The organism is Vibrio tubiashii ATCC 19109, assembly GCF_000772105.1.
GTDB lineage: Bacteria > Pseudomonadota > Gammaproteobacteria > Enterobacterales > Vibrionaceae > Vibrio > Vibrio tubiashii.
Genome location: NZ_CP009355.1, coordinates 884,320 through 903,883 on the forward strand (window position 1 = coordinate 884,320; position 19,564 = coordinate 903,883).

Here is a 19,564-nt window from a genome sequence, read left to right on the forward strand (position 1 = left end):
CCCAACCTTCTCAACCACGCCGGACCTAACGTCCGGCGTGTGTTTGCCCAGTGCGAGGCGCTGACGTCATTTGAATTTACTCGGCACCCAAGGCTTGGGCTCGACGCGGCGGCCACCGCGAAAAGGTGCTCGATTGGGCACCGGTGGCGTGGGACAAGGATGGTGCAGTCGGCCATACAATTTGACCAACTGACGATGTTCGTCGCGCCAGTAGACGAAATTCTCGAGCTCTTTGGGGTTAAACTCGCGTCGATCGGGCGTAATCAGCGTGGCGCGCTCTTCATGGACGCGAAAACCGTCCCAGCGGATATCGAGCGGCAGATAACCGCGGGCTTTAATGTTGAGCAGCTTTTCCGCGAGTGGATTGACCGGCGTGACGCCTAAAACCCAGCGCTTAACGGTGACGGGTTGCACGTGAAAAAATGCGGCCGCTTGGTGCAGATCCATAAATTGTTGGTGAACCAGCTGTCGGAAGTTGGGCGTGAGCAACGAGGACATTTTAAAATTGCTAAAAAGTGACATTACAACTTTGCTCTTACATGCTAAGTGCGCATTATTATGGTTTATGTTCAATTAGTTACATTACTGACTAAACACACACTATGCACTAAGTAGACAACTTTTAACTAAGTCACACTTTATAAAAGTTGGGAAAATGAATCGCTTCTACTTAATTGTTACTAAACCCCACAAAAAATATGATTTTTGTCCCATTTATAATAATGAGACATGAGTCACATGAAAAGAAAGATAAAAGACGAGCTATTCGCCCATAACCTTTACATCAACCAAGTTTCAGATCTGCTGTTATGGCACTTTGACGATCACAAACAGGCGGCTGAATACTTCGGTGTCACGCCTCAAACGGTGAAGAACTGGCTTAAAAAAGGTAATTGGCCTCTATCAGTGGTGCGTTTGCTGCTGATAATGCATAGGGGCTATTTGCCTATATCGCCACTGTGGCGAGGCTTTAAGATAAGAGGCGATGTGCTTTACACACCCGGAGGGCGTGAACTGAGTGCTTATGACTTGATGGAGCTAGATATTCGTATGAGTTTGAAAACGACGTCTAACGTGGTTCAGTTCAGACGGAAAAAAAAGAAACGATATAGGTTAAAAAGCAAACAGGGCTTGCGAAAGCCCTGTTAGTTAATGTGATCAATGAGTTTGCTTAAGTTGGGTATCGGCTCTGGTGAACTATCAGGAAAGTTCTTTAACGAGTAGTCATCAAACTTACGTTTTCGCTGTGAAGCTGCATAAGCGTACATAGAGCCAAACAATAGAACAGGCACTAAGCCTAGATACCAACGTCTCATAATTTGTTCTCTAATCGCGTAACACGATCGTCCATCTTCTCTAGCATCATTCTAAGCCAACGAACATCTGTCTTAAGTACTGCACCTACACCAACGCCTGAACATAGAGAGCTCACTGCAAAGACTAATAGTGTTTGGTAGTCAACCATTCACACCTCCAAAGCGCTTTTGCAACCAGTGTTCAAACGCCACTCTTACCATACGACGAAAACCGAACGTATCCACATAAATCATGCCGAGCGCATACCAGTAGTATTCTGGTACGCCATCAAGTGCAGAAAAACCCGCATCCACGATATGCGCCCAGTCGGGGATAAATGACAGGCCGAGTGGGAGTGTGGTTAAGATCAACAAGTATTCATCTTTCCAACCACGTTGTTTGATGCTGAGTTCATCAAGTTTAGCGGCTGACTCGTCACCAGACTGTAAGCGCTTAATCTGAGCATCTAGTTTCGCTTGCTCTAGTTGATCGTCACGCTCTTGCGCTTTGTGTTTGGCATCTTGTTTGCGCTTAAAATACCCAATACCTTCAGAAAAGAGGGAAGTAACTAATCCAATCATAGCCAACCTTGTGTCCTTAAAAATTTGATTGTGTAAGCCGCCGCCACCGCACCAACAACGGTGACGGCGATTTTTTTCGCGTCACCTTTATTGATCATCGGTAGTACGCCTTATCCAGTTCGACGTGTGGACCGTCTTTGAAGGACTTCCAGTCGCCACCCCATTTGATAGGCACATCCAATTCGCGCGCGGCTTGCTTGAATGCCCAGCTCACTTGCTCGTAGTAGCTAAAGCCCCAAGTCACTTTGTTGTTTTCGTCGTAAACAACAAAGTCGACCGCGTGGCCTGTTTGGTGACGGCTAAGTTTTGAATAGCCGTCTAACTGGCTCGCCCCTTTTTTAAACAGCGCGTTTTGCTGTTCTGCTGTGCGCTTGCCGGACGTAATGCCAAAGTCAAAAGGCGATAGTTCAATCGCACGACGAACCACAGCCTTTAGGTCGGTATGAACCCCAACCATACGCGCTTCACTACGGGCAGACAGTACCCACTTAGAGACCGTTTTTTGTTTCATGATAAGTATTCCCCCAATTAAGCAGACGCTTGCGGCAATGATGGTTTTTGCGGCCATTGCACACCTTCCGGCGATTGATAGTGTTTGGTAATGTCGCGCAGGGCTTGGCGATATTGACGAAATGGAGTGACGTCAACGCCCAAATCTAGCGCTGTTTCAACGAGGTAATCCGCTTCAGCGAGTTTTGGTTTACGAACCTCACGTAGCATGTTGAGCAGACATTCAGGGTGTAAATTTGCTTTCATTAGCCAATCTCCGGAATGGTGAACAGTTTCTCAGGACGGTTTAGGTAGCCCGTTGCCACTACGGGCAGCGCCATTAAAAACGAGCCTGTTTCACTGGCTGGGAAGGGGTGCGCATATATATATGAACCGAAATGTGTATCTTCATGCATAGTGTAGCAGTAGCGCCACTCACCCAAAACCGCTCCCTCTGCAAAGTAGCTATTCCCTTTAATTAAACTGCCACTTTCCAGCTTAATGAGCGCTGCCGAGGTCAGCGGTTTAATGTTGTGAATGGGAATGCCAACACTGTTAGACAGCGGATAACAGAGGTAGGGCGTTTTGTCGTAGTTCGAGAAATCCCAAGACACACGAAAGATATTGAACGAGTCGCGGTAGTGATTATTCGCCAGAATACTAAAATCAGGGAATTGAGTTTTTACCCCTGCTTCAATGTCAGCAAGCATGGCTTTCATTTCCGCCGTTCTAAGTTGTGGCTGACCATCAATGGCCGTCACGCGCGTCATGGTTACGCGCTCATTTGCCCCAAACAAACTTGGAATGGTTGCGCCTTCAGCTACCTGCAATGTTTGATTGCCCGACAGGGCAAGGTTAGGCACCGCATCCTGCATGTTGGCTAAAAACGCCGTCGCATCAGCGTTAAACTTGGCTAGCGCTTGTGTGTGCTCAGTTTGCATGGTGTTAATCGCACCACCTTTAATCAGGTCGAGCAATTGACGGCTTTCTGAAACCAACTCACCCAAAGCGGTGTAATCAGTTGTCATACTAGTTTCCTTTTAGTAGTGAGTTGACCGCACTGTCTGCGGTCAACTGCTGTGTGAAGCTCGACACCAAGGCAGCACTTAACACCACTTGGTTGCTGTAAACGCCGCGCATCATTTGCAGGGCGTCCACTTGCTCCGGTTGTAAGTTCTTGAGGTGTTCCGTCAAAGGGTCATTAATCGCGACCACTCGACGGGGCATCATGTGACTCATCGATACACCTCCATCAACGCCAATTTGAGCGGCTGATTACTGTTATTGAACGCCCAAAGTTCACCACCGCCCGTAAGCGTGATACCCGCTGGCGCTTTTCGGTCACCAAGTATGGGCATGCCGACCACAGCTGATACCGTGCTGTCACCAATCATGGCTTCAGTTTCGGTATCGCTGATATTTTGAATGATGGTTTCAAGGCGTGAATAAGAAGCGGCGACTAAGCGCTTGCTCTTGTTCGGCTCAATCGTGATGTGCGCCGGACTGACGAAGCGTTGCGCGGTTTCCTGTCTAGTCGTAACAGGGGCGCGAATTTCCGACACTGCCATTGAGTCAGCAAACTGCACCTTAGTTGGCGGTGTGGTGTTCAACTCAACTTTGGTCAGCTGGAAGACAAAACGAATAGGGGCGGTATGTGGGTTGACAATCTCCAGCTCTCTAAAGCTTGAAATGTCGAGCTTGTCACCCGCATCCACACGAATTTTTTCACCGTTCTCGCTTTGAATATAAACGTACTCTTGCGCCTCACGAACGATGAGCCATTTATCCGAGCTAACGCCAAAACGCTTCACTTCATAAGGTTGTAATGTGACGAGTCTCATTTAACCTCTCCCTCTAGTGACTGCAAAGGCCACGGCTGCGATACCAAAGGCACCTGCCACCGCGATAACAACTTTAGTCATATCGCCGGAGTTACCCGTTTGACTGCGCTGTGCGGTCTTTTCTGCCATGTGTAACGCTTCGCGGGCGTTCAGCCCTGATTGCGCCGCCATTGCTTTGACTGCATTGATGGAGTCTTCGCTGTTCCTGCGCATGTTATCCATTGCCACTTGGTTGACGGCGCTGTTTTCTTTCAGCGCTTCACTGCCAAAACCAAGCGATTCTTTAAGCGACTCAAAGCCTGTATCAAGCGCTTTTTTACTCACGCTTTCATTGGACTTAAGTGCCTCTTTGGTCACGTTTTCATTGGACTTAATCGCTTCTTTGCCCAAGTCACTGGCTTCTTTCATGGCTGAGGCATTGCTGGCGACCGCCGATTTTGCGATGCTTTCAGCGGTGTTCATGGCACCGTGGTCAGTGACGGTAATGTTGCCCACATTGCCATTGACCCCAGAAATCACCACACCAAGGTTGTCGCCACTAATGGCGCTCGTGCCGTTGGTGTTGGTGGTATTGGTTGTGTTGCTACTTGAGCTAGAGCCTCCTTTACCCATATACACCTCCAAGATCTAATAAGTATCGGCGCTCCGTTGGCGTCACTAACTTGTCTAGCTCAAAGCCAAACCCTGCGAGAATTCGCCCCATTCCAAGCCTGTACGTACTGTAAGTAATGGATTGATAGCCCATAGCTAGACAACGTTGAATGATGAGTGGAGCAGCTTGATGTAAGCCTTTTCCGCACATCGCATTAATGTGATAAGCCCCATCAATCACGCGGCCAACAAAACGAAGTAACACGCCCTTAGATTTGATAACGTACAATGCCGCCTCACCAGATTTGACGCGGCTGACCATCTCTAACCATTCCGATTTAGGGCAATCTGAGCCCGCAAAAGCGGGCTTTAATTGCTCAAGGTGGTAGTTCAAGTCCTTGCGACTGGCGGCGAGGTAGGTGATGGTTGTTAACTTTTTCATCGACTCACCGCCCATATCACGACACCTAACCCAAGCAATAACATTGGCGCATTACTTGCGAGGTTTTGCCAACCGCTACCACCAAAGTTGATTGAAGCGTTGCGAATCCCCCCAATGGAGTTGGTCGCCGTCGCTTCACTGGGGCCCGCTGAGCCGCCACCCGCATCAATAGGCATCGAACCACCCGCGGACAAACCGCCACCGAGTGCGCTTGCAGCGCCCATAGCCGGAATCATTTCGCCCCCTTAATCACTTTGTAAGCGATGTAACCGCCGCCCCCAAGAGCGGCTATCTTCAGAACCTTCGATGCGCTTGAACCTGCAAAGAAACCTCCACCAAAGCCCACACCGCCAGCGGCGAGGGCGACCCATATCAAAGGCATGAGTCCTCCTTAGCTTTTTGCCAACACAATAAGCAGACCCACACTCAACACCGTGCCGACGCCCAGACCGACATAAAGCAATGTTTTGTCTTCTGTAGGTTGTGGTAGTGGCGTGACTTTGTTGCCGTGGTTATCGGCCTGTTTGTCCAACTGTGATGTGGTACCAGGGTTGACGGTTTGCTGCTCTTGCGTCGTCGCGGTTTTGACTAAGTTATCAAAGCCTTCACCCACGCTATCAAGCATCCCAGAGCCAAAATTCCCTAGGTCATCCCATAGAGACATGGTGCCTCCTTACTGAATCAAGTCAGGGCGAACGACTTCGACGGCTTCAACCAAAATAGGGATCGTGTTGACCACCGAATCAGTCTTAGCTGTCAGTTTCAGCTCGTTCTGGTGATTGGTTGGGAACAGCTCATCTAGGTAGTAACCGCGCATGATAGGATCGAAGTGATACATACCCGCTTGCCAGTAACGTTTGTTGCGCTTGGCACGCATGGTTTCTACCGAGCGTGATGCGTCATACAGCTTGATGTAGTCTTTGCTGATTTTGAGATTGTTCATCTGACCTGTCATAAAATGCAGACGACGCACAAAGATATAATCACCGTGCATCAGCGTTAGAAATTCATTCTCTGTTGCACCTGCTTGCATGGTCTGCTGCTTAATCATTGGCACAACAATACGCGCAGGTTGTGCAGGGGAGACCGTCGCATGCGCTTTAAGCTGTACGTCTGGTGCATCTGCGGCAGGTTTATCCGCAATCTCGACTTCCAACGTGATGTTGTCACCTTTTTCAGTGACTAACGCCGTGTAACGCATGCCGTTTTTCGTCTTGGCGGTGATATCCGCTAATGGGATATGGTAGAAACCGTCCACTGCTGGCATACCTTTATAGGCTTCCAGCATCTTCATCAACTGACCATCCAGTACAATGATTTCGTCAGCGTTTAACGTGATAGACACACGCTTGATTTGCTCAGGCGTGAGGTTGGTTTCAAGGAAAATCTCTTCATAAGTCGGGCCTGTTGACAGTTGCACGGTGGCGCGTTCGCCCCAACCGTGACCCGTGAATGAGTTAATTTTCATTACTGAGTTCATGTAATTACTCCTTAACCGATCGCATCTTCAACAGCATCAACGTTGTTTGACGCCCAAATCAGACCGCCAGCAACAACCGCCGCGACGCCAGCAATAATGCCAAGACTTCTCGCATTTAATTTCATAGTTCGATTTACTCCAATCAATAAACACATGCCCTAAATGGGCGATAGGAGCTGTATTGGTACTGCGTTATATGCCTTGGATTCCTAATGCTGATATGCCTTGGATATACCTTAAGTGTGACTGCCTTCACAGTTCACCACCGAATGCGGCCTTGTTCCACGGTCACACCGTACTGCTTGAAATACTCAAACTTGGCGAGTTTTGCCTGCTCTAAGGCACAGATTCCGGTCAGGTCTTCAAGGTAGCGGCGACTCTTAGGCGTCTTGGTCAGCATGATGTAGCCATATTCACAGTTATCGATGATGGTCTTAGGCACTTCTTGACCACGTTGAAACAGGTTGATGGTGTGAATATTGTAAGAACGGCCTAGACGCAGCAGCTTGCCGTGGTAGCCCGTTGCTTTACCCGCACTGGTTGAGTTCTCCGCAACCTCTTCACAAATAGTTTTAAGTGGCTTGATGTGCTTACCATTACCGCAGCACCAAACCACCTTGCAGAATAAATCGAAGTCCTTAGCGCAGGGTTCTGTAGGGCGGTAAGCAATCTTAAAGCCTTGCTTGGTGTCGCGTCCGGCGAATAGGGCACTGGCAAAGGTTTTCAGGTTGGTATAGACGCGCACTTTTCGCCCCAATAACAAGCCATCGTATTCACGTTTGGGATCATAGATTGCCACTTGGTCAGTGGCTTTGATGAGTAGCTTTTTCGCTAATGAGGACTTGCCCGAGCCGGACATACCGACGACATAGGCGTGATGGTTATCAAGCTCGTTATTGTTGTTGATAGGCTCCATGAGGTTACTCCAATAAAAAACCGCCCAACAGTAGGCGGTCTTATTGGTACTGGCTTATATGCCTTAGATACCTAATCAGATTTGGCTTAGATATGCCTTAAGTGTGACTAACTTCACTTATGCGGCTTGCTCGGCTTCTTCGGCCTGCTTAGCTCTTAAGGCTTCAAGGCGATCGGCTTTCTTCAACTGGCGATGCTGCAGGAACAACGAAAGTCCGACAGTCGCCACGGCTAAACCCAGTCCAATTTCTTCTTTGTACTTCACCGCCCATTCTGGCGGCTCAACGTTGTACTTGAGAATGACCGGGGCGGCGGCTTCTGCGACTTTGACTGCGTTTTCTTCACCAATCTCTAGGCGAGGGTCTGCGGCTTCCTGAATGACCATTTCAAGGCCACCCATCAGCGTGAGCGCTCCTTCTTTAGCGGCTTGGAGCATCATTTGCTCACCGTCGGCTTTGGCTTGCTTTTCTTGCTTTTCAGTTTCTTGCTTCTCGAGCGCGGCTTCTGGGTCGAACTCTTCTTCAAGCTCTTTGAGGAAGTCGTTTTTGTCTTCGCTTGAAAGGGTTTGTAGTTCTTCGTTGAGTTCTAGTTGTTCTTCGTTCTCTTTCATTCTGAATCGTCCTTAAATTGCTTTTAATACGGTGAAGGCTTTGCCAAAGGCGAGGCCAAGTCCGGCACCGATACCCGCACATAACCAACCCGATACGCTGCCGGATGTGTTTTTAGGGGCAGAAGTCGTTTGTTTTGGCACTTCCGATTGCACTTGTTTGGCTTCTGGTTGCACTTCTTGTGCTTTTGGTGGCGTTGAAATCCGTTCCTGTTGCACTTCAAGTGGCTTATCGAGCTCTTCCAAAGGCATATATTGCTTTAGGTATTCTTGGGTGTTGGCATTGGCACGTTGCTCTGTGCAATTACAAACGTTACAGCGTCCCTTTAGGAAGGCCGCACGTTTACCATTACAGCGGCTGACTTCCATGGGTGCGTTGCAGTTAGGGGCGGTGCATTTTACATAGCCTAGAATCTCCATTACTTCTCTCCTTGTGTTTGTTCCACTTGGTCGCGCAGCTCGTCAATCTGCTGCTGTAGGTTTTCCAGTGCGGTGACTTTGCTTTCGAAGATAGACTTGGCCGCTTCGAAGTTCTTAATGGCGTAGTCTTTGACGACTCCGGCCAGTTTGAACGCGGACACGCTCGACCAGTCAGGGGAGGCGTCTTCGAGTTCCTGACGTGAGCTTTTGATACCAGAAATGATTTGGGTGAATTGGGTTCTTAGAGTCATTGCACGGCCTTAACTAAGCCGAGCTTAAGCAGTACATCAGTGGAGACTTGAATTTGTCCGGTTTCCCAGCGAGAAAGGGTGGCTTGAGTAACGGAAAGCTTATGCTTGTCTATGAACTCTTGTTGATTGAGTCCAGAGCGAATACGAGCATCAGAGATTAGGTGTGCGGTCATTGGATAACGGCATTCGCCGCTTTGTGCCGCTAGATTAGTTTTCATGGCTCATTACCTTAACTGACGTTAATAGAAACAAGCCGGAAGAGTTTACGAAGTCATCGACTAGATATTATACATACAATATATAAATAAGGTACTTGTTTTATATATCTTGAATAGGGTTGCAAGTATCATAAAGGCCGCGGTTGCGGCCTGCTCAGTGCGAAAATTACAATAATATACGTGAAGGTATTTATGTAGTTATTTGGCAAGATTAATGGTTTGTATTACGTCAGCAAGTAACTTTAATCTTTCACCTTTTGCTGGAGGCCATCCAATGCCTTTAAAGTATTGACCAATTTCTTGATCCCATTTGTCCCGTTCTTGTTGGTCTTGTGCGATATAACTTTCTGAGTTGATATGGCATTCAGAACCAAGCATTACAGCAATCACTTGAAGGTGAGTGGGATGACGTAATTGGTCATTCCAATCAGGCAGTTGAGCAACGCCCACAAACTCACCTAGAGCAGCAGCATCTAAACGATTACTTAAGGCAGAGTTAGCTAGATCAGGTTTAAGACTCGCCAACAAAATACCTAATAGTCGAATTTTCTTATACACCCAAAATACTTGGTTGTTTAGGCCGTGGTTGTTGGTGAGGACTTGATATATTTCGACGTGGCGTACGAAAGTCTCTACTTCACGTAAGGACAGGTTATTAATAGCAATAATTTGGGAAACAAACTTAAAATCGGAATCATGAGCCAAATCAGCGACCTTAATAAGTTCACTACTTTCCAAAAGGGCTCTGTAATGACGAATTGACGCTAATGTACTATGGTGGTCATGCTCAATCGTTGTGTTTGGTATCGTGACGGTAAATTTAAGAAACTTGTCTAAATAACGCTGAGCGTCAATACTTTCCCCATAACGATGATTAATCGAAGCTTTTAGCTGATTCAAGTTTGTCACTAACACAAAATTGACACCCTCAACGTCAAATGTATGTTTAATTGTTTCCAGCATCTGGACAGCAAAATCTGGGCGACAACGGTCAAGCTCGTCAATAAATATAAAGATTCGTTTCTTTTCGGCAATATCTTGTAGAGCTTCTTGTAGAGCCTTTAGATTTTTCTCAGCTTCAATATGATCTTTTAGCAATGATTCAACAGAAGTATCTATTGCTTTGTCAGCAACTTCTCTAATTTCATTTTCAAAGCCATCCAATACATGGTCAGCATCTTGCCTAAGGATATGGGAAACGAGCGCTTTACCACCAACTTTTAAGCCATACCTCAATGCGGGAACCGACTTTTGGATAATTCCTTTTTGTTCAGTTTCATCTGGTATAACTTCTAAGACTTTGGCCAGCACCGTTAATAGAGGTTCATCTGCATGGTCTGCTTTGAATGCATCAATGTAAATTAGATGATGCTCCTCTGTCTCACTCATTAGATGGATTAATTTTTGGCAAAACTCAGTTTTACCTAATCCCCACGAACCATCAATTACGAGGGGAGATGTAGAGATGTTGGAGTTAAGTATTTTAATGATCTTTTCAGCTATATTTCTACGCTTAAACTCATCACGTTTTTCAAATGACATCTGGTTATTTTCTAGCATCTTACTGGTATGTTGTGGTGAATTGTTTAGCTATCCTATCATCTGTATACAGCTAAAGTATTGATGCAACGCGTGTTATAGATTTTTGTGCTCAGCGAACAACATCACCTTTCATCTTGCTAGAAGCATCGCGAAGCGATAGAAACGGCCTATATCCTCAAAGCCTTTGAGAAAGCCTGTCGATTGTATTGGGGTGATTCAGCGCAATTGAAGTAGCCCCTAGCTTTAGCTAGGAAATGGCACTTCACTCTCCAGACCTCAGAATGAGGTCGTTATTCCTTTCTTTTTAATTTATTAATTTGGGGAAAAGGTAATGCGGTATTTCTCCCGTCGGATTCAGTAACTAATCTAACTCCGTATGCACTAAAAAAAATAACTAGGTGCGACATACCCAAACGCTATGGGAATTTTTCGAATAATGGGAAAATATCAGTGGGCAAATCCGTCTTGTTGATGGGTCATCGAACAATAAATAGACAGCGTTAGAGTAGGGAGATCGCGTTAAGATCCGGAGCTAACCGGATAGACTGGAGATTATGCGGAGAATCCGCAGGATTTGAGCCTTGTATTGACCATACGGTCTAGCTCATAGTCAGAGAGTAGGAGGTGTTCACCGCGCTTTGTCATGCGGTCTAGAATGATTTTGACGGCTCTAGAGCGGTCAGTAATCTTTGAGATAGTCTTCTTGAAGCAGCCTTCTGAAATAGCTTTCACACGTCTTTCAATTGTGCCTTCCCATAGGGTGTTACGCACCGTTAAAAGCCTTTCATGCAAGTTCCAACCTGTTTCAGCATAAGCCTTTTCATCGGCTATTCTGAATGCGTCTTCAAGCTTGCGCCCAGCGACAGGCCCTGCCAGGTAACAAAAGTCATCTTCAACCTTGTAGATTTGGTTGTAAGGTAGCCCGTTCTCATCGAAAACAAGTCCGGCTTTCTTGTCGGTCGTTTCTTTGTCACCAGTGAAAGCAGGGGAGATAATACCCATTTTCACGGCCAACTCTAACAGGCGCGATACAGTTGGCTGACTCACGCCAATATCTTTAGCGATTTGGCCTTGAGTACCGTTACTTGAGAATGTACGTGTTTCTAGAGAGACATTAGCCGTGATCCAAAGACACAGCTGTGTGAAGTTATTGCGGCGGTTCATGCGCTTAAAAGTATCAATGCCGTGATTCTTGTATAAGCGTTGAACGAAAGAAGGTTTGGAGAGCGCGCCATGCTTCATAATGGCGCGGAATACGTCGGATTTTCCTTTGGGTAGATAAGCTTTACCACCGTTCTTAACACTCTCACGTGCAAAGAAGTTGTATTTGGTGACTAGCTCTAGGTAATCCGGTTTGCTCATGGTAGGTTAAGCCGCCTTACTTATCGCGCCAAGTAAGAGTTGCTTCAATTTGGTTTCTAACAACCGTTAAGTGATTGATAGCGCCACGATAGTAGTTAGCGTTTAGCTGTTTTTGGTGTGCTGTGAATTCTTCGTTGGCTTGATCGTTAGCCATGTGCTTTTCTGCTAATGCGATGCGCTCATTTATGAGATTGAGAGCTGTTTTACTATTTGCTGACATAATGTTGATCCTTATTTGATGCTCTTGGTCAATAATTGGGGTTAGGAAACATCTTCAAGAGTCCCGCTGTTAGAGTTCCGAACCTCTAACAGCGGGTCGTTCATCGTTATAAGGGAACATGAACTGTGATGATGTTTCGTAAAGTCTCCCGACTTGACATGCTCAAGTATCACCGGCGCTCTTCAAAGCCTGTTCAACCTGAACGATTCAGATTAAAGATCATTTTCATTTTGAATGATAGTCAGTTGTTTATCACCACGGGGTTAATCTATCCTTAGGATGGAGGTAGAAAACATGATAACCACTCTAGACTTGTTAAACCGATTACGCGTTGAAAAACAACTAGATAGCGACAGACAGGTCGCTAGATTTTTAGGATTAAGCCAACCTTCAGTTCAAAAATGGCGTCACGGTGGAACAATGAGTGATGATATAGCGTGTGAAGTAGCAGAAATCTTAGGATTAGATGCTGATTTAGTATTACTCGCCATTATCGCTGAACGTTCTAAGAATGGACGTGCAATTGAAGCTTTAGAGCGTCTAACTGATAATAAAAAATCAGCTTGATTATTGAGGCAAAAAGTAAAGGTATCTAGTTGATATTGTTAAGAAAGATACCTTTCTTTTTTGTCTCTTTCAGTGCGTATTATGTACGTTATGTTAAATGTGGTTTGGTATTAAGAAAGGACTACTTTTGTCCTTTCTTCTCTACTCTATGGTTTTCTACTTTGAGCCGCGAAATTCAACATAACTAGATTTACCATAAAATACCTAATAATCAGTTCGATAATCAGAGATTAACTCACTGCTTATTGGTTTAGCCGCCAGCGAGTTTTACTGTGTGGCCTTTCTTTTCTAGGTGCGCTTTGATCTTGTCACGTGCATCACCTTGAATTTCAATTGTGCCGTCTTTAACTGAACCACCGCAGCCACAAACTTTTTTAAGTTCTGCGGCTAATAGTTTAAGTGGCGCATCATCTAAATCGAGCCCAGTAACAATAGAAACGCCTTTACCTTTGCGTCCTTTAGTTTGGCGTTGGATACGTACAATGCCATCGCCTTTTTCGCGTTGAGGCTTTTCTTCTTCAGGTTTGATGCGACCTACGTCAGTGCTATATACAAGAGTCATACAGTTTTACTTCTTCTGTTGCTGTTCAGCTTTTTGCTTAGCGACCAAGTATGCCTCTATGTGCTTCTGAATAGCAAGCTTTCCGCCTTTAATTAGCCTTCCATTAAAGAAACAGTACCAGCTGTTTACGTCACCGGTGTCATTTTTGATGGTGTATCCATGAAAGTTTTCTTGTGCGGGTTGCCCGGTAGCTTTCTGTTTACTCGCCAGTGAATTGAATTCTTTAGGATCAATGATTGTTGCCGTATCACAAAACCAATCGATGCTTTTCTTCACGGCTGCCATACTTCCTGACAACACGTGTTGTTTGATTTGTACTTGCCAAACTTCAGTCGAATTTCCAGCAGATTTGAGGGTGAAACCTCGGTAAGTTGCAGCAGCCATAGTCATTATTATCTTTGTATTCAGATAGTTTAATAATAATTGTAAATCTCTCATTATCAAGTATATTTATCGTACGTTTCGTGGTTATGGTGCGTTAAAATGCGGAAAAATGTTCGCGTCGTCACATGTGAAGGTGAGAGAAAACAATTCGTTAATAAGTTATTAAACAATATAACTATCGAAGAGGTAAATGATTTATTGAACGGTGAGTACGCCCGCAATTCTCTATTAGCTATGCGCAAAGATTGGAATCTATTTAACGAATTTTGTTCGCAAAAAGGTGTGAATTCCCTACCCGCAGCGTCCACCGCAGTACGTTTGTTCTTAGAGAAAGAGTCGAAGCAAAGGAAGTACTCAACCATCAAACGTTACAGTGTGACATTGGGTTTATTCCACAAAACGTTAAACTTACCAGACCCTACTTCTAACATTTCCGTTCGAAACTTACTTGCGTCACTAAGAATCGATAAAAAATCCGACGCGAAATCAACAACCTCTTTCAATAGACAGCATTTGGAAACGCTAACAAATCTACTTACGCCTTCTAAGCATGTCAGAGATGTTAGAAACCTAGCGATATATCATCTTATGTTCGAGTGCATGCTTAAACGTTCCGAACTACGAGATCTAGAATTGAAAAGCGTTTGTTTAAATGACGGTGTTGTTAGTATTTGGATAAGCACTGAAGAGTATCGTTTATCAGACGAAGCCTGTGAGATTTTAAATCGATGGTTGACTGTACGTGGGAGTCACAATGGTGCGCTCTTTAACGCAATAGACAAACACGGCAATATAAGTGATGAGGCGCTTAACGATTCGTCAATTTATCGTATTCTGCGTTCGGCCAGTGATAAGCTAAAGCTAGGTGTTAAGTTCTCTGGTCTATCATTGCGAGTGGGTGCGGCGAATGAGCTCGCTTCTCAAGGTATGAAAGTTAAAGATATTCAACGCTTTGGGAGATGGAAAAGTGCCGCTATGCCCTATCAATACATAGGAAATCAATCTCAAGCAGCACTTGAACGCATGGTTTATAAAAGCTTTAAACCGTGGGATTAGAGCGAAGTTTTAACACAGTTTGCCAAGAAGTCCGCAAACGAGTGTCCATTATGCTCTAGCATTTTCGGGAACATCGAAATTGGAGTCATTCCTGGGAAGGTGTTAACTTCATTTAGGTAAATCTTCCCATCAGGTGTTAAGAAGAAGTCGATGCGAGATAGATGGCGTAAACGCATCTGAGTAAATACTTTTTCTGAACTTTGACGGATAACTTCAAGTTGCTCTTGGCTGAGATCTGATGCCTCTACCTTGGTTATTGAATGACTTGATGTGCTGTACTTCTCTTCGTAGCTATAGAAAGCATCTTCTGGTGCAATGATTTCACCAGGCTTAGATATGTGAAGTTTACCTTCGTACTCATACGCCGCTACTTCAAGCTCTCTCGGCTTAACTGCTTGTTCGACTAATACTTGATCTGAATAACCGAATGCATCATCAAGCGCTTTCTGAAGTTGTGAAGCATCCGTTACCTTGTAACAACCCACAGAAGACCCCTGTCTAGCCGCTTTAACGAACACAGAGCCCCACTCTTTAAACGCAGCTTCACTGCGCGCGTAGGCATCTTGATTGTTTTCAGACAAGAAAATGTAAGGAGTATTAGGAATGCCTAGTGCGTCATACCAAAGCTTAGAGGTGATTTTGTTAAAGCTATTAGTGCTCGCCTCTGGGCCGCAACCTAAATAAGGAATACCTGATAGCTCTAGCATAGATTGGATATCACCCGTTTCACCTGGGAATCCATGAATGCAAGGAATTACAAAATCTAATTTGGTCGAACTTGAATCCGTGTTAATTGTGCCCGCATTGGTATCGAGATAAGCAAGCTCACCATCATTGGTGAACCAACCATCTGCGTTCATTTCAATGCGAACAACATTAAAGCCTTGAGTTGATTCTAATTGAGACTGCAAGAAATCGGCGGAAACAAGTGAAACTTCATGTTCTGAAGAACCACCACCGCAAAGGAGAAGAATAGTCGTATTTGTCATTAAAAATCTTTCCGTGTGACAACAGGGAGAATCTCAGACCATGATAATAAAAACCGCTATGAGTTACACGGTTTTACCAGACAAAAATCCGTTTTGTCGGCTGAGTGAAGAAAATATAGGCGATAAAAAAGGGGCTGACGCCCCTTCTCTTTCAATTAGTTTAGCTTGTTAAGCGTTGGGTATTGTGAGTTCTTAATGTCATCAATACTCTTAACGAACGGCTTAAGCGTGCGGAATTCTGCAGGAAGTTCAGAAATCGCTGCTTTTGCTTCTGTACGTGTCGCGTAGTCACCGTAAAGAATCGTATACCATTTAGTACCGTTCACAACTTTATAGTTTTCCCAAACTGGCTGGTTATCTTCGCGAGGTAGTTTACGCGCAAAGTGATCCACTTTAGTTTGTGAACCGACTGCCACTACCTGAATAGTGAAGCCATAACGTGGATTCATTGCTTGCTGTTTGGCGGTCGGCGGAATAATAGCAACAGCCGGTTTAGGCTTAGCTTGCATCTTCACGGTTTGGCTGTGTTGAGCAGGTGCGGTATTCACGACCTTAGCAACGTTATCTTCAGAGATGCCGCTAGTCATTCCTTGCTGAGTTACGACAGGTTGCTCAACCTTTGCCGTTTTGTAATCCTCACGATAGCTTTCTGAGCTCACGTCTGTCACATAATCGCTCGAAACACATGCAGAAAGCACCACTGATAAGCCAACTATTGCTATTTTTTTCATGAATTATTCAAATGCCTTAACTAGAAATTACTGTAAATCATGCCGTTAGATAGACTTAGAATCAACCCAACATTTTAATTATATATCAATACTCTGTGACACATGGCACAAACTTCGCTCGTACCTCAGTGATCTGATTAAAACAACATCAAAAATGCCAAGTATTAGAGCCCTTTGTTGGTTAGGATTATACCTGTCGCCCCTTTAGGAGCCTTGCAATGAGCCACCTTACCCATCTGTTGAGACCAAAATCCGTTGCTGTTATCGGCGCTTCTACCAAACCAATGCGTGCTGGCAATATCGTTATGAAGAACTTACTGCATGGTGGGTTTGAAGGCGCGATTATGCCCGTGACACCTAAATACTCTTCCGTGTGTGGTGTGCTCGCCTACTCTTCAATTGAGCAGCTGCCAATTGTGCCCGATGTCGCCATCTTGTGTACTCACGCAAAATACAACGAGAAGATATTTGAACAGCTAGCTGAAAAGAAAGTAAAAGCGGTGATCGTTCTATCGGCAGATATGCACTTTGCTAACGAACAAGGCGAAAGCATTCAAGATGCTTGCTTATCGGTTGCTAGAGATAATGGAATGCGAGTTCTTGGGCCTAATAGCTTAGGTTTGATTCTCCCTTGGGTAAACTTTAACGCTTCTTTCTCTCCTGTTACTGCCATTAAAGGCAAGATAGCTTTTATCTCTCAATCAGCGGCGATGTGTACCACTATTCTTGATTGGGCGAACGATAAAAACATTGGCTTTTCTGCCTTCGTATCGTTGGGAAATGCCCTTGATATTGACTTCGCTGACTTGCTAGATCACCTATGTACCGACTCTCACACAGAGGCGATCCTCCTTTACGTCGATACGATCAAAGATGCGCGTCGCTTTATGTCAGCGGCTCGGGCGGCGTCACGCAACCGACGTATTCTGGTTTTGAAAGGTGGGAAAACATCTGCAGGCAGAGTTGCTGCAAGAGCACATACAGGTGGCGACGACACGTTAGATATTATCTATGACTCTGCGATCCGCCGGACAGGTATGCTCAGAGTAAACAATTCACATGAGCTTTTCGCAGCAGTAGAAACACTGACACATTCAGTACCGCTTCGTGGAGAAAGGCTGGCGATCATCACTAATGGTGGCGGCCCCGCGATTATGGCCGTCGACACTCTTCTCCAGCGTGGCGGTAAACTTGCCGATCTGTCAGACGAATCTATTGAGAAATTGAGTGAGATTTTACCCGCCAGTTGGAGCCACAATAACCCTATTGATATGGTCGGCGATGCGGACGAAAAACGCTACGTCAATACACTTAATGCTGTGATGGATGCTGATTGTGCCGACGCCATTCTTATCATGCATAGCCCATCAGCGGTGGCGCATTCAGAGCAAACGGCGAGTGCCATCGTTGAAGCGATTAAATCGCATCCTCGGCATAGACGTTTCAATTTTTTAACCAACTGGTCTGGAGAATTAACTGCGAAACCCGCGCGAGATATTTTTACTCAAGCAGGTATCCCGACCTATCGAACGCCAGAAAGTGCCGTGGTTGCCTTCATGCACTTGGTCGAGTATAGACGAAACCAAAAGCAACTGATGGAGACTCCAACGACTGCAGAACCTGTGCATATTGCAGAGCTCAACGAAGCCAAAAAATGGATTGAAACCAAACTGCTGGATGTAAACACAGTGTCTTTAGATACACACCAAATTGGCACCTTTTTACGCCACTTCAACTTTAAAGTGCTACCAACTTGGATTGCATCAGACTCAAGTGAAGCTGTCCATGTTGCTGAGCAAATTGGTTATCCAGTGGCTGTTAAACTTCGTTCGCCTGATATTGCGCATAAATCCGATGTCCAAGGTGTCATGCTCAACTTACGTAACAGTAATGAAGTCGCGAGTGCTTCTGAAGCTATTCTGGATCGAACCAAGCTCTCCTACCCGTCGGCTAATATTCACGGGCTGCTAGTCCAAGGGATGGCGAAGTTAGCAGGTGGCGAAGAGATTCGAATCAAAGTCAAAACAGACGAAACTTTTGGTCCTGTGATTCTTATTGGTCAAGGTGGTTCTGAATGGGATGAATCAATTGATGCAGCATCTGCGCTTCCACCATTAAATATGGCGTTAGCTCGGTATTTGATCGTACGCGCGATTAAGAGCGGTAAGATTCTCCCACAAAAATTACCGGAGCCTATGGATATTCATGGCTTGTCCGAGCTGCTTGTTAGGGTATCTCAAATGGTGGTTGATTGCCCTCAGGTATACGAACTGGATATACATCCAGTACTAGCTAATGGTTCCGAATTTACCATTCTCGATGCGGATTTGATTCTTAAAAAATATGAGGGAGATGCGCAGCAACGTCTCGCTATACGCCCTTATCCGGTTGAATACGAGCAGCTCATCACGCTTAAAGATGGAGAAGAAGTCTTGTTAAGGCCGATTCTTCCTGAAGATGAGCCGCATCATGCCGACTTTATCCATAATGTATCTAAAGAAGATCTCTATAAACGATTCTTTACCGATGTCGGCGAGTTCAATCATGAGGCGCTTGCTAACCTCACTCAGATAGATTACGACCGTGAGATGGCCTTTGTTGCCGTTAGCCAAAGTCGTGTGGGAAGCCCAATTATTGGTGTATCGAGAGCGCTGATTAACCCAGACAATACCGATGCCGAGTTTGCAATTCTTATTCGGTCTGATCTTAAAGGTAACGGTTTAGGTAAAGTGCTAATGAAGAAGATCATCGAGTATTGTCAGCATAAAGGAACTAAGCAGATGTCAGGTATGACGATGCCAACTAACCGCGGTATGCTCATGCTGGCTCAAGGGCTCGGATTTAAGTTAGATGTGCAGTTTGAAGATGGAACTGCAGATATGGTACTCCCCCTCAACTAGCCTCGGTAGTTTATAGTTAAGTCGCTCGTATTGGGCGACTTGACCTTTTCGTTCACAAACTATTTGGTGTTTATCTTGCGCAATGAAATTTGTCGGAGTATGATTAATCGCAATTCGACG

At 45.4% G+C, this 19,564-nt stretch carries 31 protein-coding genes; 4 read left to right on the forward strand and 27 right to left on the reverse strand.

The genetic code is table 11. The features are described 5' to 3' along the window. Window positions 1-66: 66 nt before the first annotated feature. Window positions 67-489, reverse strand: coding sequence for a phage protein (locus IX91_RS19085; protein WP_039952895.1), 423 nt, complete (start codon window positions 487-489; stop codon window positions 67-69). A 249-nt stretch (window positions 490-738) separates the two neighbouring features. On the opposite strand from IX91_RS19085, the gene IX91_RS19090 reads away from it, so the two are divergent. Continuing rightward, entirely contained in the window at window positions 739-1,149 is a 411-nt protein-coding gene (locus IX91_RS19090) for a DUF3653 domain-containing protein (RefSeq protein WP_004749059.1), read from the forward strand. Here the strand turns inward: IX91_RS19090 and IX91_RS26500 are convergent. The 22 genes from IX91_RS26500 to IX91_RS19185 all read right to left on the reverse strand — a co-directional run bounded on the left by IX91_RS26500 (window position 1,146) and on the right by IX91_RS19185 (window position 12,255). Further along, window positions 1,146-1,316, reverse strand: a complete 171-nt coding sequence (locus IX91_RS26500; protein ID WP_004742741.1) for a hypothetical protein — start codon at window positions 1,314-1,316, stop codon at window positions 1,146-1,148. The genes IX91_RS19090 and IX91_RS26500 overlap by 4 nt on opposite strands. Next, a complete protein-coding gene (locus IX91_RS26685; RefSeq protein ID WP_004742740.1) occupies window positions 1,313-1,465 on the reverse strand; it encodes a hypothetical protein in 153 nt (50 codons plus the stop codon). Before IX91_RS26685 ends, IX91_RS26500 begins: the two co-directional genes overlap by 4 nt. After that, window positions 1,458-1,877 carry a hypothetical protein gene (locus IX91_RS19095; protein WP_004742739.1) on the reverse strand — a complete coding sequence of 140 codons (420 nt, stop codon included), beginning with the start codon at window positions 1,875-1,877 and terminating at the stop codon, window positions 1,458-1,460. Before IX91_RS19095 ends, IX91_RS26685 begins: the two co-directional genes overlap by 8 nt. 94 nt (window positions 1,878-1,971) lie before the next feature. Further along, window positions 1,972-2,388 carry a M15 family metallopeptidase gene (locus IX91_RS19100; protein ID WP_004742737.1) on the reverse strand — a complete coding sequence of 139 codons (417 nt, stop codon included), beginning with the start codon at window positions 2,386-2,388 and terminating at the stop codon, window positions 1,972-1,974. A 17-nt stretch (window positions 2,389-2,405) separates the two neighbouring features. Then, complete coding sequence (locus tag IX91_RS19105) at window positions 2,406-2,633, reverse strand: phage tail assembly chaperone (RefSeq protein ID WP_004742736.1); 228 nt, start codon at window positions 2,631-2,633, stop codon at window positions 2,406-2,408. After that, window positions 2,633-3,394: a hypothetical protein gene (locus tag IX91_RS19110; RefSeq protein ID WP_004742735.1), complete on the reverse strand. Its 762-nt coding sequence runs from the start codon at window positions 3,392-3,394 to the stop codon at window positions 2,633-2,635. Before IX91_RS19110 ends, IX91_RS19105 begins: the two co-directional genes overlap by 1 nt. 1 nt (window position 3,395) lies before the next feature. Further along, the gene (locus tag IX91_RS19115; RefSeq protein WP_004742734.1) at window positions 3,396-3,605 is read right to left on the reverse strand and encodes a hypothetical protein; all 210 of its coding nucleotides are present in this window, start codon (window positions 3,603-3,605) and stop codon (window positions 3,396-3,398) included. Further along, entirely contained in the window at window positions 3,602-4,207 is a 606-nt protein-coding gene (locus IX91_RS19120) for a hypothetical protein (RefSeq protein ID WP_004742733.1), read from the reverse strand. Before IX91_RS19120 ends, IX91_RS19115 begins: the two co-directional genes overlap by 4 nt. Next, on the reverse strand, window positions 4,208-4,819 hold the full coding sequence (locus IX91_RS19125) for a hypothetical protein (RefSeq protein WP_004742732.1): 612 nt from the start codon (window positions 4,817-4,819) through the stop codon (window positions 4,208-4,210). After that, window positions 4,812-5,240: a hypothetical protein gene (locus tag IX91_RS19130; RefSeq protein ID WP_236642911.1), complete on the reverse strand. Its 429-nt coding sequence runs from the start codon at window positions 5,238-5,240 to the stop codon at window positions 4,812-4,814. Before IX91_RS19130 ends, IX91_RS19125 begins: the two co-directional genes overlap by 8 nt. Then, on the reverse strand, window positions 5,237-5,476 hold the full coding sequence (locus tag IX91_RS19135) for a hypothetical protein (RefSeq protein ID WP_004742730.1): 240 nt from the start codon (window positions 5,474-5,476) through the stop codon (window positions 5,237-5,239). Before IX91_RS19135 ends, IX91_RS19130 begins: the two co-directional genes overlap by 4 nt. Next, entirely contained in the window at window positions 5,473-5,622 is a 150-nt protein-coding gene (locus tag IX91_RS26690) for a hypothetical protein (RefSeq protein WP_004742729.1), read from the reverse strand. Before IX91_RS26690 ends, IX91_RS19135 begins: the two co-directional genes overlap by 4 nt. 9 nt (window positions 5,623-5,631) lie before the next feature. Beyond that, complete coding sequence (locus IX91_RS19140; protein WP_004742728.1) at window positions 5,632-5,904, reverse strand: hypothetical protein; 273 nt, start codon at window positions 5,902-5,904, stop codon at window positions 5,632-5,634. Between the two features lie 9 nt (window positions 5,905-5,913). Continuing rightward, window positions 5,914-6,720, reverse strand: coding sequence for a major capsid protein P2 (locus IX91_RS19145; protein ID WP_004742727.1), 807 nt, complete (start codon window positions 6,718-6,720; stop codon window positions 5,914-5,916). A gap of 259 nt (window positions 6,721-6,979) precedes the next feature. Then, a complete protein-coding gene (locus tag IX91_RS19150) occupies window positions 6,980-7,636 on the reverse strand; it encodes a helicase HerA domain-containing protein (protein ID WP_004742725.1) in 657 nt (218 codons plus the stop codon). 117 nt (window positions 7,637-7,753) lie between these two features. After that, on the reverse strand, window positions 7,754-8,245 hold the full coding sequence (locus tag IX91_RS19155; RefSeq protein ID WP_004742724.1) for a hypothetical protein: 492 nt from the start codon (window positions 8,243-8,245) through the stop codon (window positions 7,754-7,756). A gap of 12 nt (window positions 8,246-8,257) precedes the next feature. Then, entirely contained in the window at window positions 8,258-8,662 is a 405-nt protein-coding gene (locus IX91_RS19160) for a hypothetical protein (RefSeq protein WP_004742723.1), read from the reverse strand. Continuing rightward, window positions 8,662-8,913 carry a hypothetical protein gene (locus IX91_RS19165; RefSeq protein ID WP_004742722.1) on the reverse strand — a complete coding sequence of 84 codons (252 nt, stop codon included), beginning with the start codon at window positions 8,911-8,913 and terminating at the stop codon, window positions 8,662-8,664. Before IX91_RS19165 ends, IX91_RS19160 begins: the two co-directional genes overlap by 1 nt. After that, entirely contained in the window at window positions 8,910-9,131 is a 222-nt protein-coding gene (locus IX91_RS19170; protein WP_004742721.1) for a helix-turn-helix domain-containing protein, read from the reverse strand. Before IX91_RS19170 ends, IX91_RS19165 begins: the two co-directional genes overlap by 4 nt. Window positions 9,132-9,329: 198 nt before the next feature. After that, a complete protein-coding gene (locus IX91_RS19175; protein ID WP_004742720.1) occupies window positions 9,330-10,673 on the reverse strand; it encodes a KAP family NTPase in 1,344 nt (447 codons plus the stop codon). A gap of 552 nt (window positions 10,674-11,225) precedes the next feature. Then, complete coding sequence (locus IX91_RS19180) at window positions 11,226-12,035, reverse strand: hypothetical protein (RefSeq protein WP_004742719.1); 810 nt, start codon at window positions 12,033-12,035, stop codon at window positions 11,226-11,228. A 16-nt stretch (window positions 12,036-12,051) separates the two neighbouring features. Continuing rightward, a complete protein-coding gene (locus IX91_RS19185) occupies window positions 12,052-12,255 on the reverse strand; it encodes a hypothetical protein (protein WP_004742718.1) in 204 nt (67 codons plus the stop codon). Between the two features lie 294 nt (window positions 12,256-12,549). Here IX91_RS19185 and IX91_RS19190 point away from each other — a divergent pair, with 294 nt between their 5' ends. Then, the gene (locus tag IX91_RS19190; protein ID WP_004742717.1) at window positions 12,550-12,822 is read left to right on the forward strand and encodes a hypothetical protein; all 273 of its coding nucleotides are present in this window, start codon (window positions 12,550-12,552) and stop codon (window positions 12,820-12,822) included. A gap of 250 nt (window positions 12,823-13,072) precedes the next feature. Here the strand turns inward: IX91_RS19190 and yciH are convergent, their stop codons facing one another. Then, window positions 13,073-13,384: a stress response translation initiation inhibitor YciH gene (yciH, locus tag IX91_RS19195; RefSeq protein WP_004742716.1), complete on the reverse strand. Its 312-nt coding sequence runs from the start codon at window positions 13,382-13,384 to the stop codon at window positions 13,073-13,075. Window positions 13,385-13,390: 6 nt separating this feature from the next. Then, entirely contained in the window at window positions 13,391-13,768 is a 378-nt protein-coding gene (locus IX91_RS19200) for a DUF3319 domain-containing protein (protein ID WP_038197061.1), read from the reverse strand. Window positions 13,769-13,867: 99 nt separating this feature from the next. Here IX91_RS19200 and IX91_RS19205 point away from each other — a divergent pair, with 99 nt between their 5' ends. Further along, on the forward strand, window positions 13,868-14,824 hold the full coding sequence (locus IX91_RS19205; RefSeq protein WP_004742714.1) for a tyrosine-type recombinase/integrase: 957 nt from the start codon (window positions 13,868-13,870) through the stop codon (window positions 14,822-14,824). Here IX91_RS19205 and IX91_RS19210 read toward each other — a convergent pair. Both IX91_RS19210 and IX91_RS19215 read right to left on the reverse strand, forming a co-directional pair. Then, entirely contained in the window at window positions 14,821-15,813 is a 993-nt protein-coding gene (locus tag IX91_RS19210) for a D-alanine--D-alanine ligase (protein ID WP_004742713.1), read from the reverse strand. The two genes, IX91_RS19205 and IX91_RS19210, sit on opposite strands and share 4 nt — an antisense overlap. 155 nt (window positions 15,814-15,968) lie before the next feature. Then, window positions 15,969-16,544, reverse strand: a complete 576-nt coding sequence (locus IX91_RS19215) for an SPOR domain-containing protein (protein ID WP_004742712.1) — start codon at window positions 16,542-16,544, stop codon at window positions 15,969-15,971. Window positions 16,545-16,762: 218 nt separating this feature from the next. On the opposite strand from IX91_RS19215, the gene IX91_RS19220 reads away from it, so the two are divergent. After that, entirely contained in the window at window positions 16,763-19,444 is a 2,682-nt protein-coding gene (locus IX91_RS19220; protein ID WP_004742711.1) for a bifunctional acetate--CoA ligase family protein/GNAT family N-acetyltransferase, read from the forward strand. Window positions 19,445-19,564: the final 120 nt, after the last annotated feature.

What these genes read in the sequence shown, in the direction of transcription:
- IX91_RS26690 (WP_004742729.1), bottom strand. Translation starts at nt 5,622, where the DNA reads ATGCCTTTGATATGGGTCGCCCTCGCCGCTGGCGGTGTGGGCTTTGGT.
- IX91_RS19180 (WP_004742719.1), bottom strand. Translation starts at nt 12,035, where the DNA reads ATGAGCAAACCGGATTACCTAGAGCTAGTCACCAAATACAACTTCTTT.
- IX91_RS19095 (WP_004742739.1), bottom strand. Translation starts at nt 1,877, where the DNA reads ATGATTGGATTAGTTACTTCCCTCTTTTCTGAAGGTATTGGGTATTTT.
- IX91_RS19165 (WP_004742722.1), bottom strand. Translation starts at nt 8,913, where the DNA reads ATGACTCTAAGAACCCAATTCACCCAAATCATTTCTGGTATCAAAAGC.
- IX91_RS19220 (WP_004742711.1), top strand. Translation starts at nt 16,763, where the DNA reads ATGAGCCACCTTACCCATCTGTTGAGACCAAAATCCGTTGCTGTTATC.
- IX91_RS19150 (WP_004742725.1), bottom strand. Translation starts at nt 7,636, where the DNA reads ATGGAGCCTATCAACAACAATAACGAGCTTGATAACCATCACGCCTAT.
- IX91_RS19125 (WP_004742732.1), bottom strand. Translation starts at nt 4,819, where the DNA reads ATGGGTAAAGGAGGCTCTAGCTCAAGTAGCAACACAACCAATACCACC.
- IX91_RS19120 (WP_004742733.1), bottom strand. Translation starts at nt 4,207, where the DNA reads ATGAGACTCGTCACATTACAACCTTATGAAGTGAAGCGTTTTGGCGTT.
- IX91_RS19145 (WP_004742727.1), bottom strand. Translation starts at nt 6,720, where the DNA reads ATGAACTCAGTAATGAAAATTAACTCATTCACGGGTCACGGTTGGGGC.
- IX91_RS19160 (WP_004742723.1), bottom strand. Translation starts at nt 8,662, where the DNA reads ATGGAGATTCTAGGCTATGTAAAATGCACCGCCCCTAACTGCAACGCA.
- IX91_RS19110 (WP_004742735.1), bottom strand. Translation starts at nt 3,394, where the DNA reads ATGACAACTGATTACACCGCTTTGGGTGAGTTGGTTTCAGAAAGCCGT.
- IX91_RS19100 (WP_004742737.1), bottom strand. Translation starts at nt 2,388, where the DNA reads ATGAAACAAAAAACGGTCTCTAAGTGGGTACTGTCTGCCCGTAGTGAA.
- IX91_RS19135 (WP_004742730.1), bottom strand. Translation starts at nt 5,476, where the DNA reads ATGATTCCGGCTATGGGCGCTGCAAGCGCACTCGGTGGCGGTTTGTCC.
- IX91_RS19140 (WP_004742728.1), bottom strand. Translation starts at nt 5,904, where the DNA reads ATGTCTCTATGGGATGACCTAGGGAATTTTGGCTCTGGGATGCTTGAT.
- IX91_RS26500 (WP_004742741.1), bottom strand. Translation starts at nt 1,316, where the DNA reads ATGAGACGTTGGTATCTAGGCTTAGTGCCTGTTCTATTGTTTGGCTCT.
- IX91_RS19105 (WP_004742736.1), bottom strand. Translation starts at nt 2,633, where the DNA reads ATGAAAGCAAATTTACACCCTGAATGTCTGCTCAACATGCTACGTGAG.
- IX91_RS19200 (WP_038197061.1), bottom strand. Translation starts at nt 13,768, where the DNA reads ATGGCTGCTGCAACTTACCGAGGTTTCACCCTCAAATCTGCTGGAAAT.
- IX91_RS19175 (WP_004742720.1), bottom strand. Translation starts at nt 10,673, where the DNA reads ATGTCATTTGAAAAACGTGATGAGTTTAAGCGTAGAAATATAGCTGAA.
- IX91_RS19185 (WP_004742718.1), bottom strand. Translation starts at nt 12,255, where the DNA reads ATGTCAGCAAATAGTAAAACAGCTCTCAATCTCATAAATGAGCGCATC.
- IX91_RS19115 (WP_004742734.1), bottom strand. Translation starts at nt 3,605, where the DNA reads ATGAGTCACATGATGCCCCGTCGAGTGGTCGCGATTAATGACCCTTTG.
- IX91_RS19130 (WP_236642911.1), bottom strand. Translation starts at nt 5,240, where the DNA reads ATGAAAAAGTTAACAACCATCACCTACCTCGCCGCCAGTCGCAAGGAC.
- IX91_RS19090 (WP_004749059.1), top strand. Translation starts at nt 739, where the DNA reads ATGAAAAGAAAGATAAAAGACGAGCTATTCGCCCATAACCTTTACATC.
- IX91_RS19170 (WP_004742721.1), bottom strand. Translation starts at nt 9,131, where the DNA reads ATGAAAACTAATCTAGCGGCACAAAGCGGCGAATGCCGTTATCCAATG.
- IX91_RS19205 (WP_004742714.1), top strand. Translation starts at nt 13,868, where the DNA reads ATGCGGAAAAATGTTCGCGTCGTCACATGTGAAGGTGAGAGAAAACAA.
- IX91_RS19190 (WP_004742717.1), top strand. Translation starts at nt 12,550, where the DNA reads ATGATAACCACTCTAGACTTGTTAAACCGATTACGCGTTGAAAAACAA.
- IX91_RS19215 (WP_004742712.1), bottom strand. Translation starts at nt 16,544, where the DNA reads ATGAAAAAAATAGCAATAGTTGGCTTATCAGTGGTGCTTTCTGCATGT.
- IX91_RS19155 (WP_004742724.1), bottom strand. Translation starts at nt 8,245, where the DNA reads ATGAAAGAGAACGAAGAACAACTAGAACTCAACGAAGAACTACAAACC.
- IX91_RS19210 (WP_004742713.1), bottom strand. Translation starts at nt 15,813, where the DNA reads ATGACAAATACGACTATTCTTCTCCTTTGCGGTGGTGGTTCTTCAGAA.
- IX91_RS26685 (WP_004742740.1), bottom strand. Translation starts at nt 1,465, where the DNA reads ATGGTTGACTACCAAACACTATTAGTCTTTGCAGTGAGCTCTCTATGT.
- yciH (WP_004742716.1), bottom strand. Translation starts at nt 13,384, where the DNA reads ATGACTCTTGTATATAGCACTGACGTAGGTCGCATCAAACCTGAAGAA.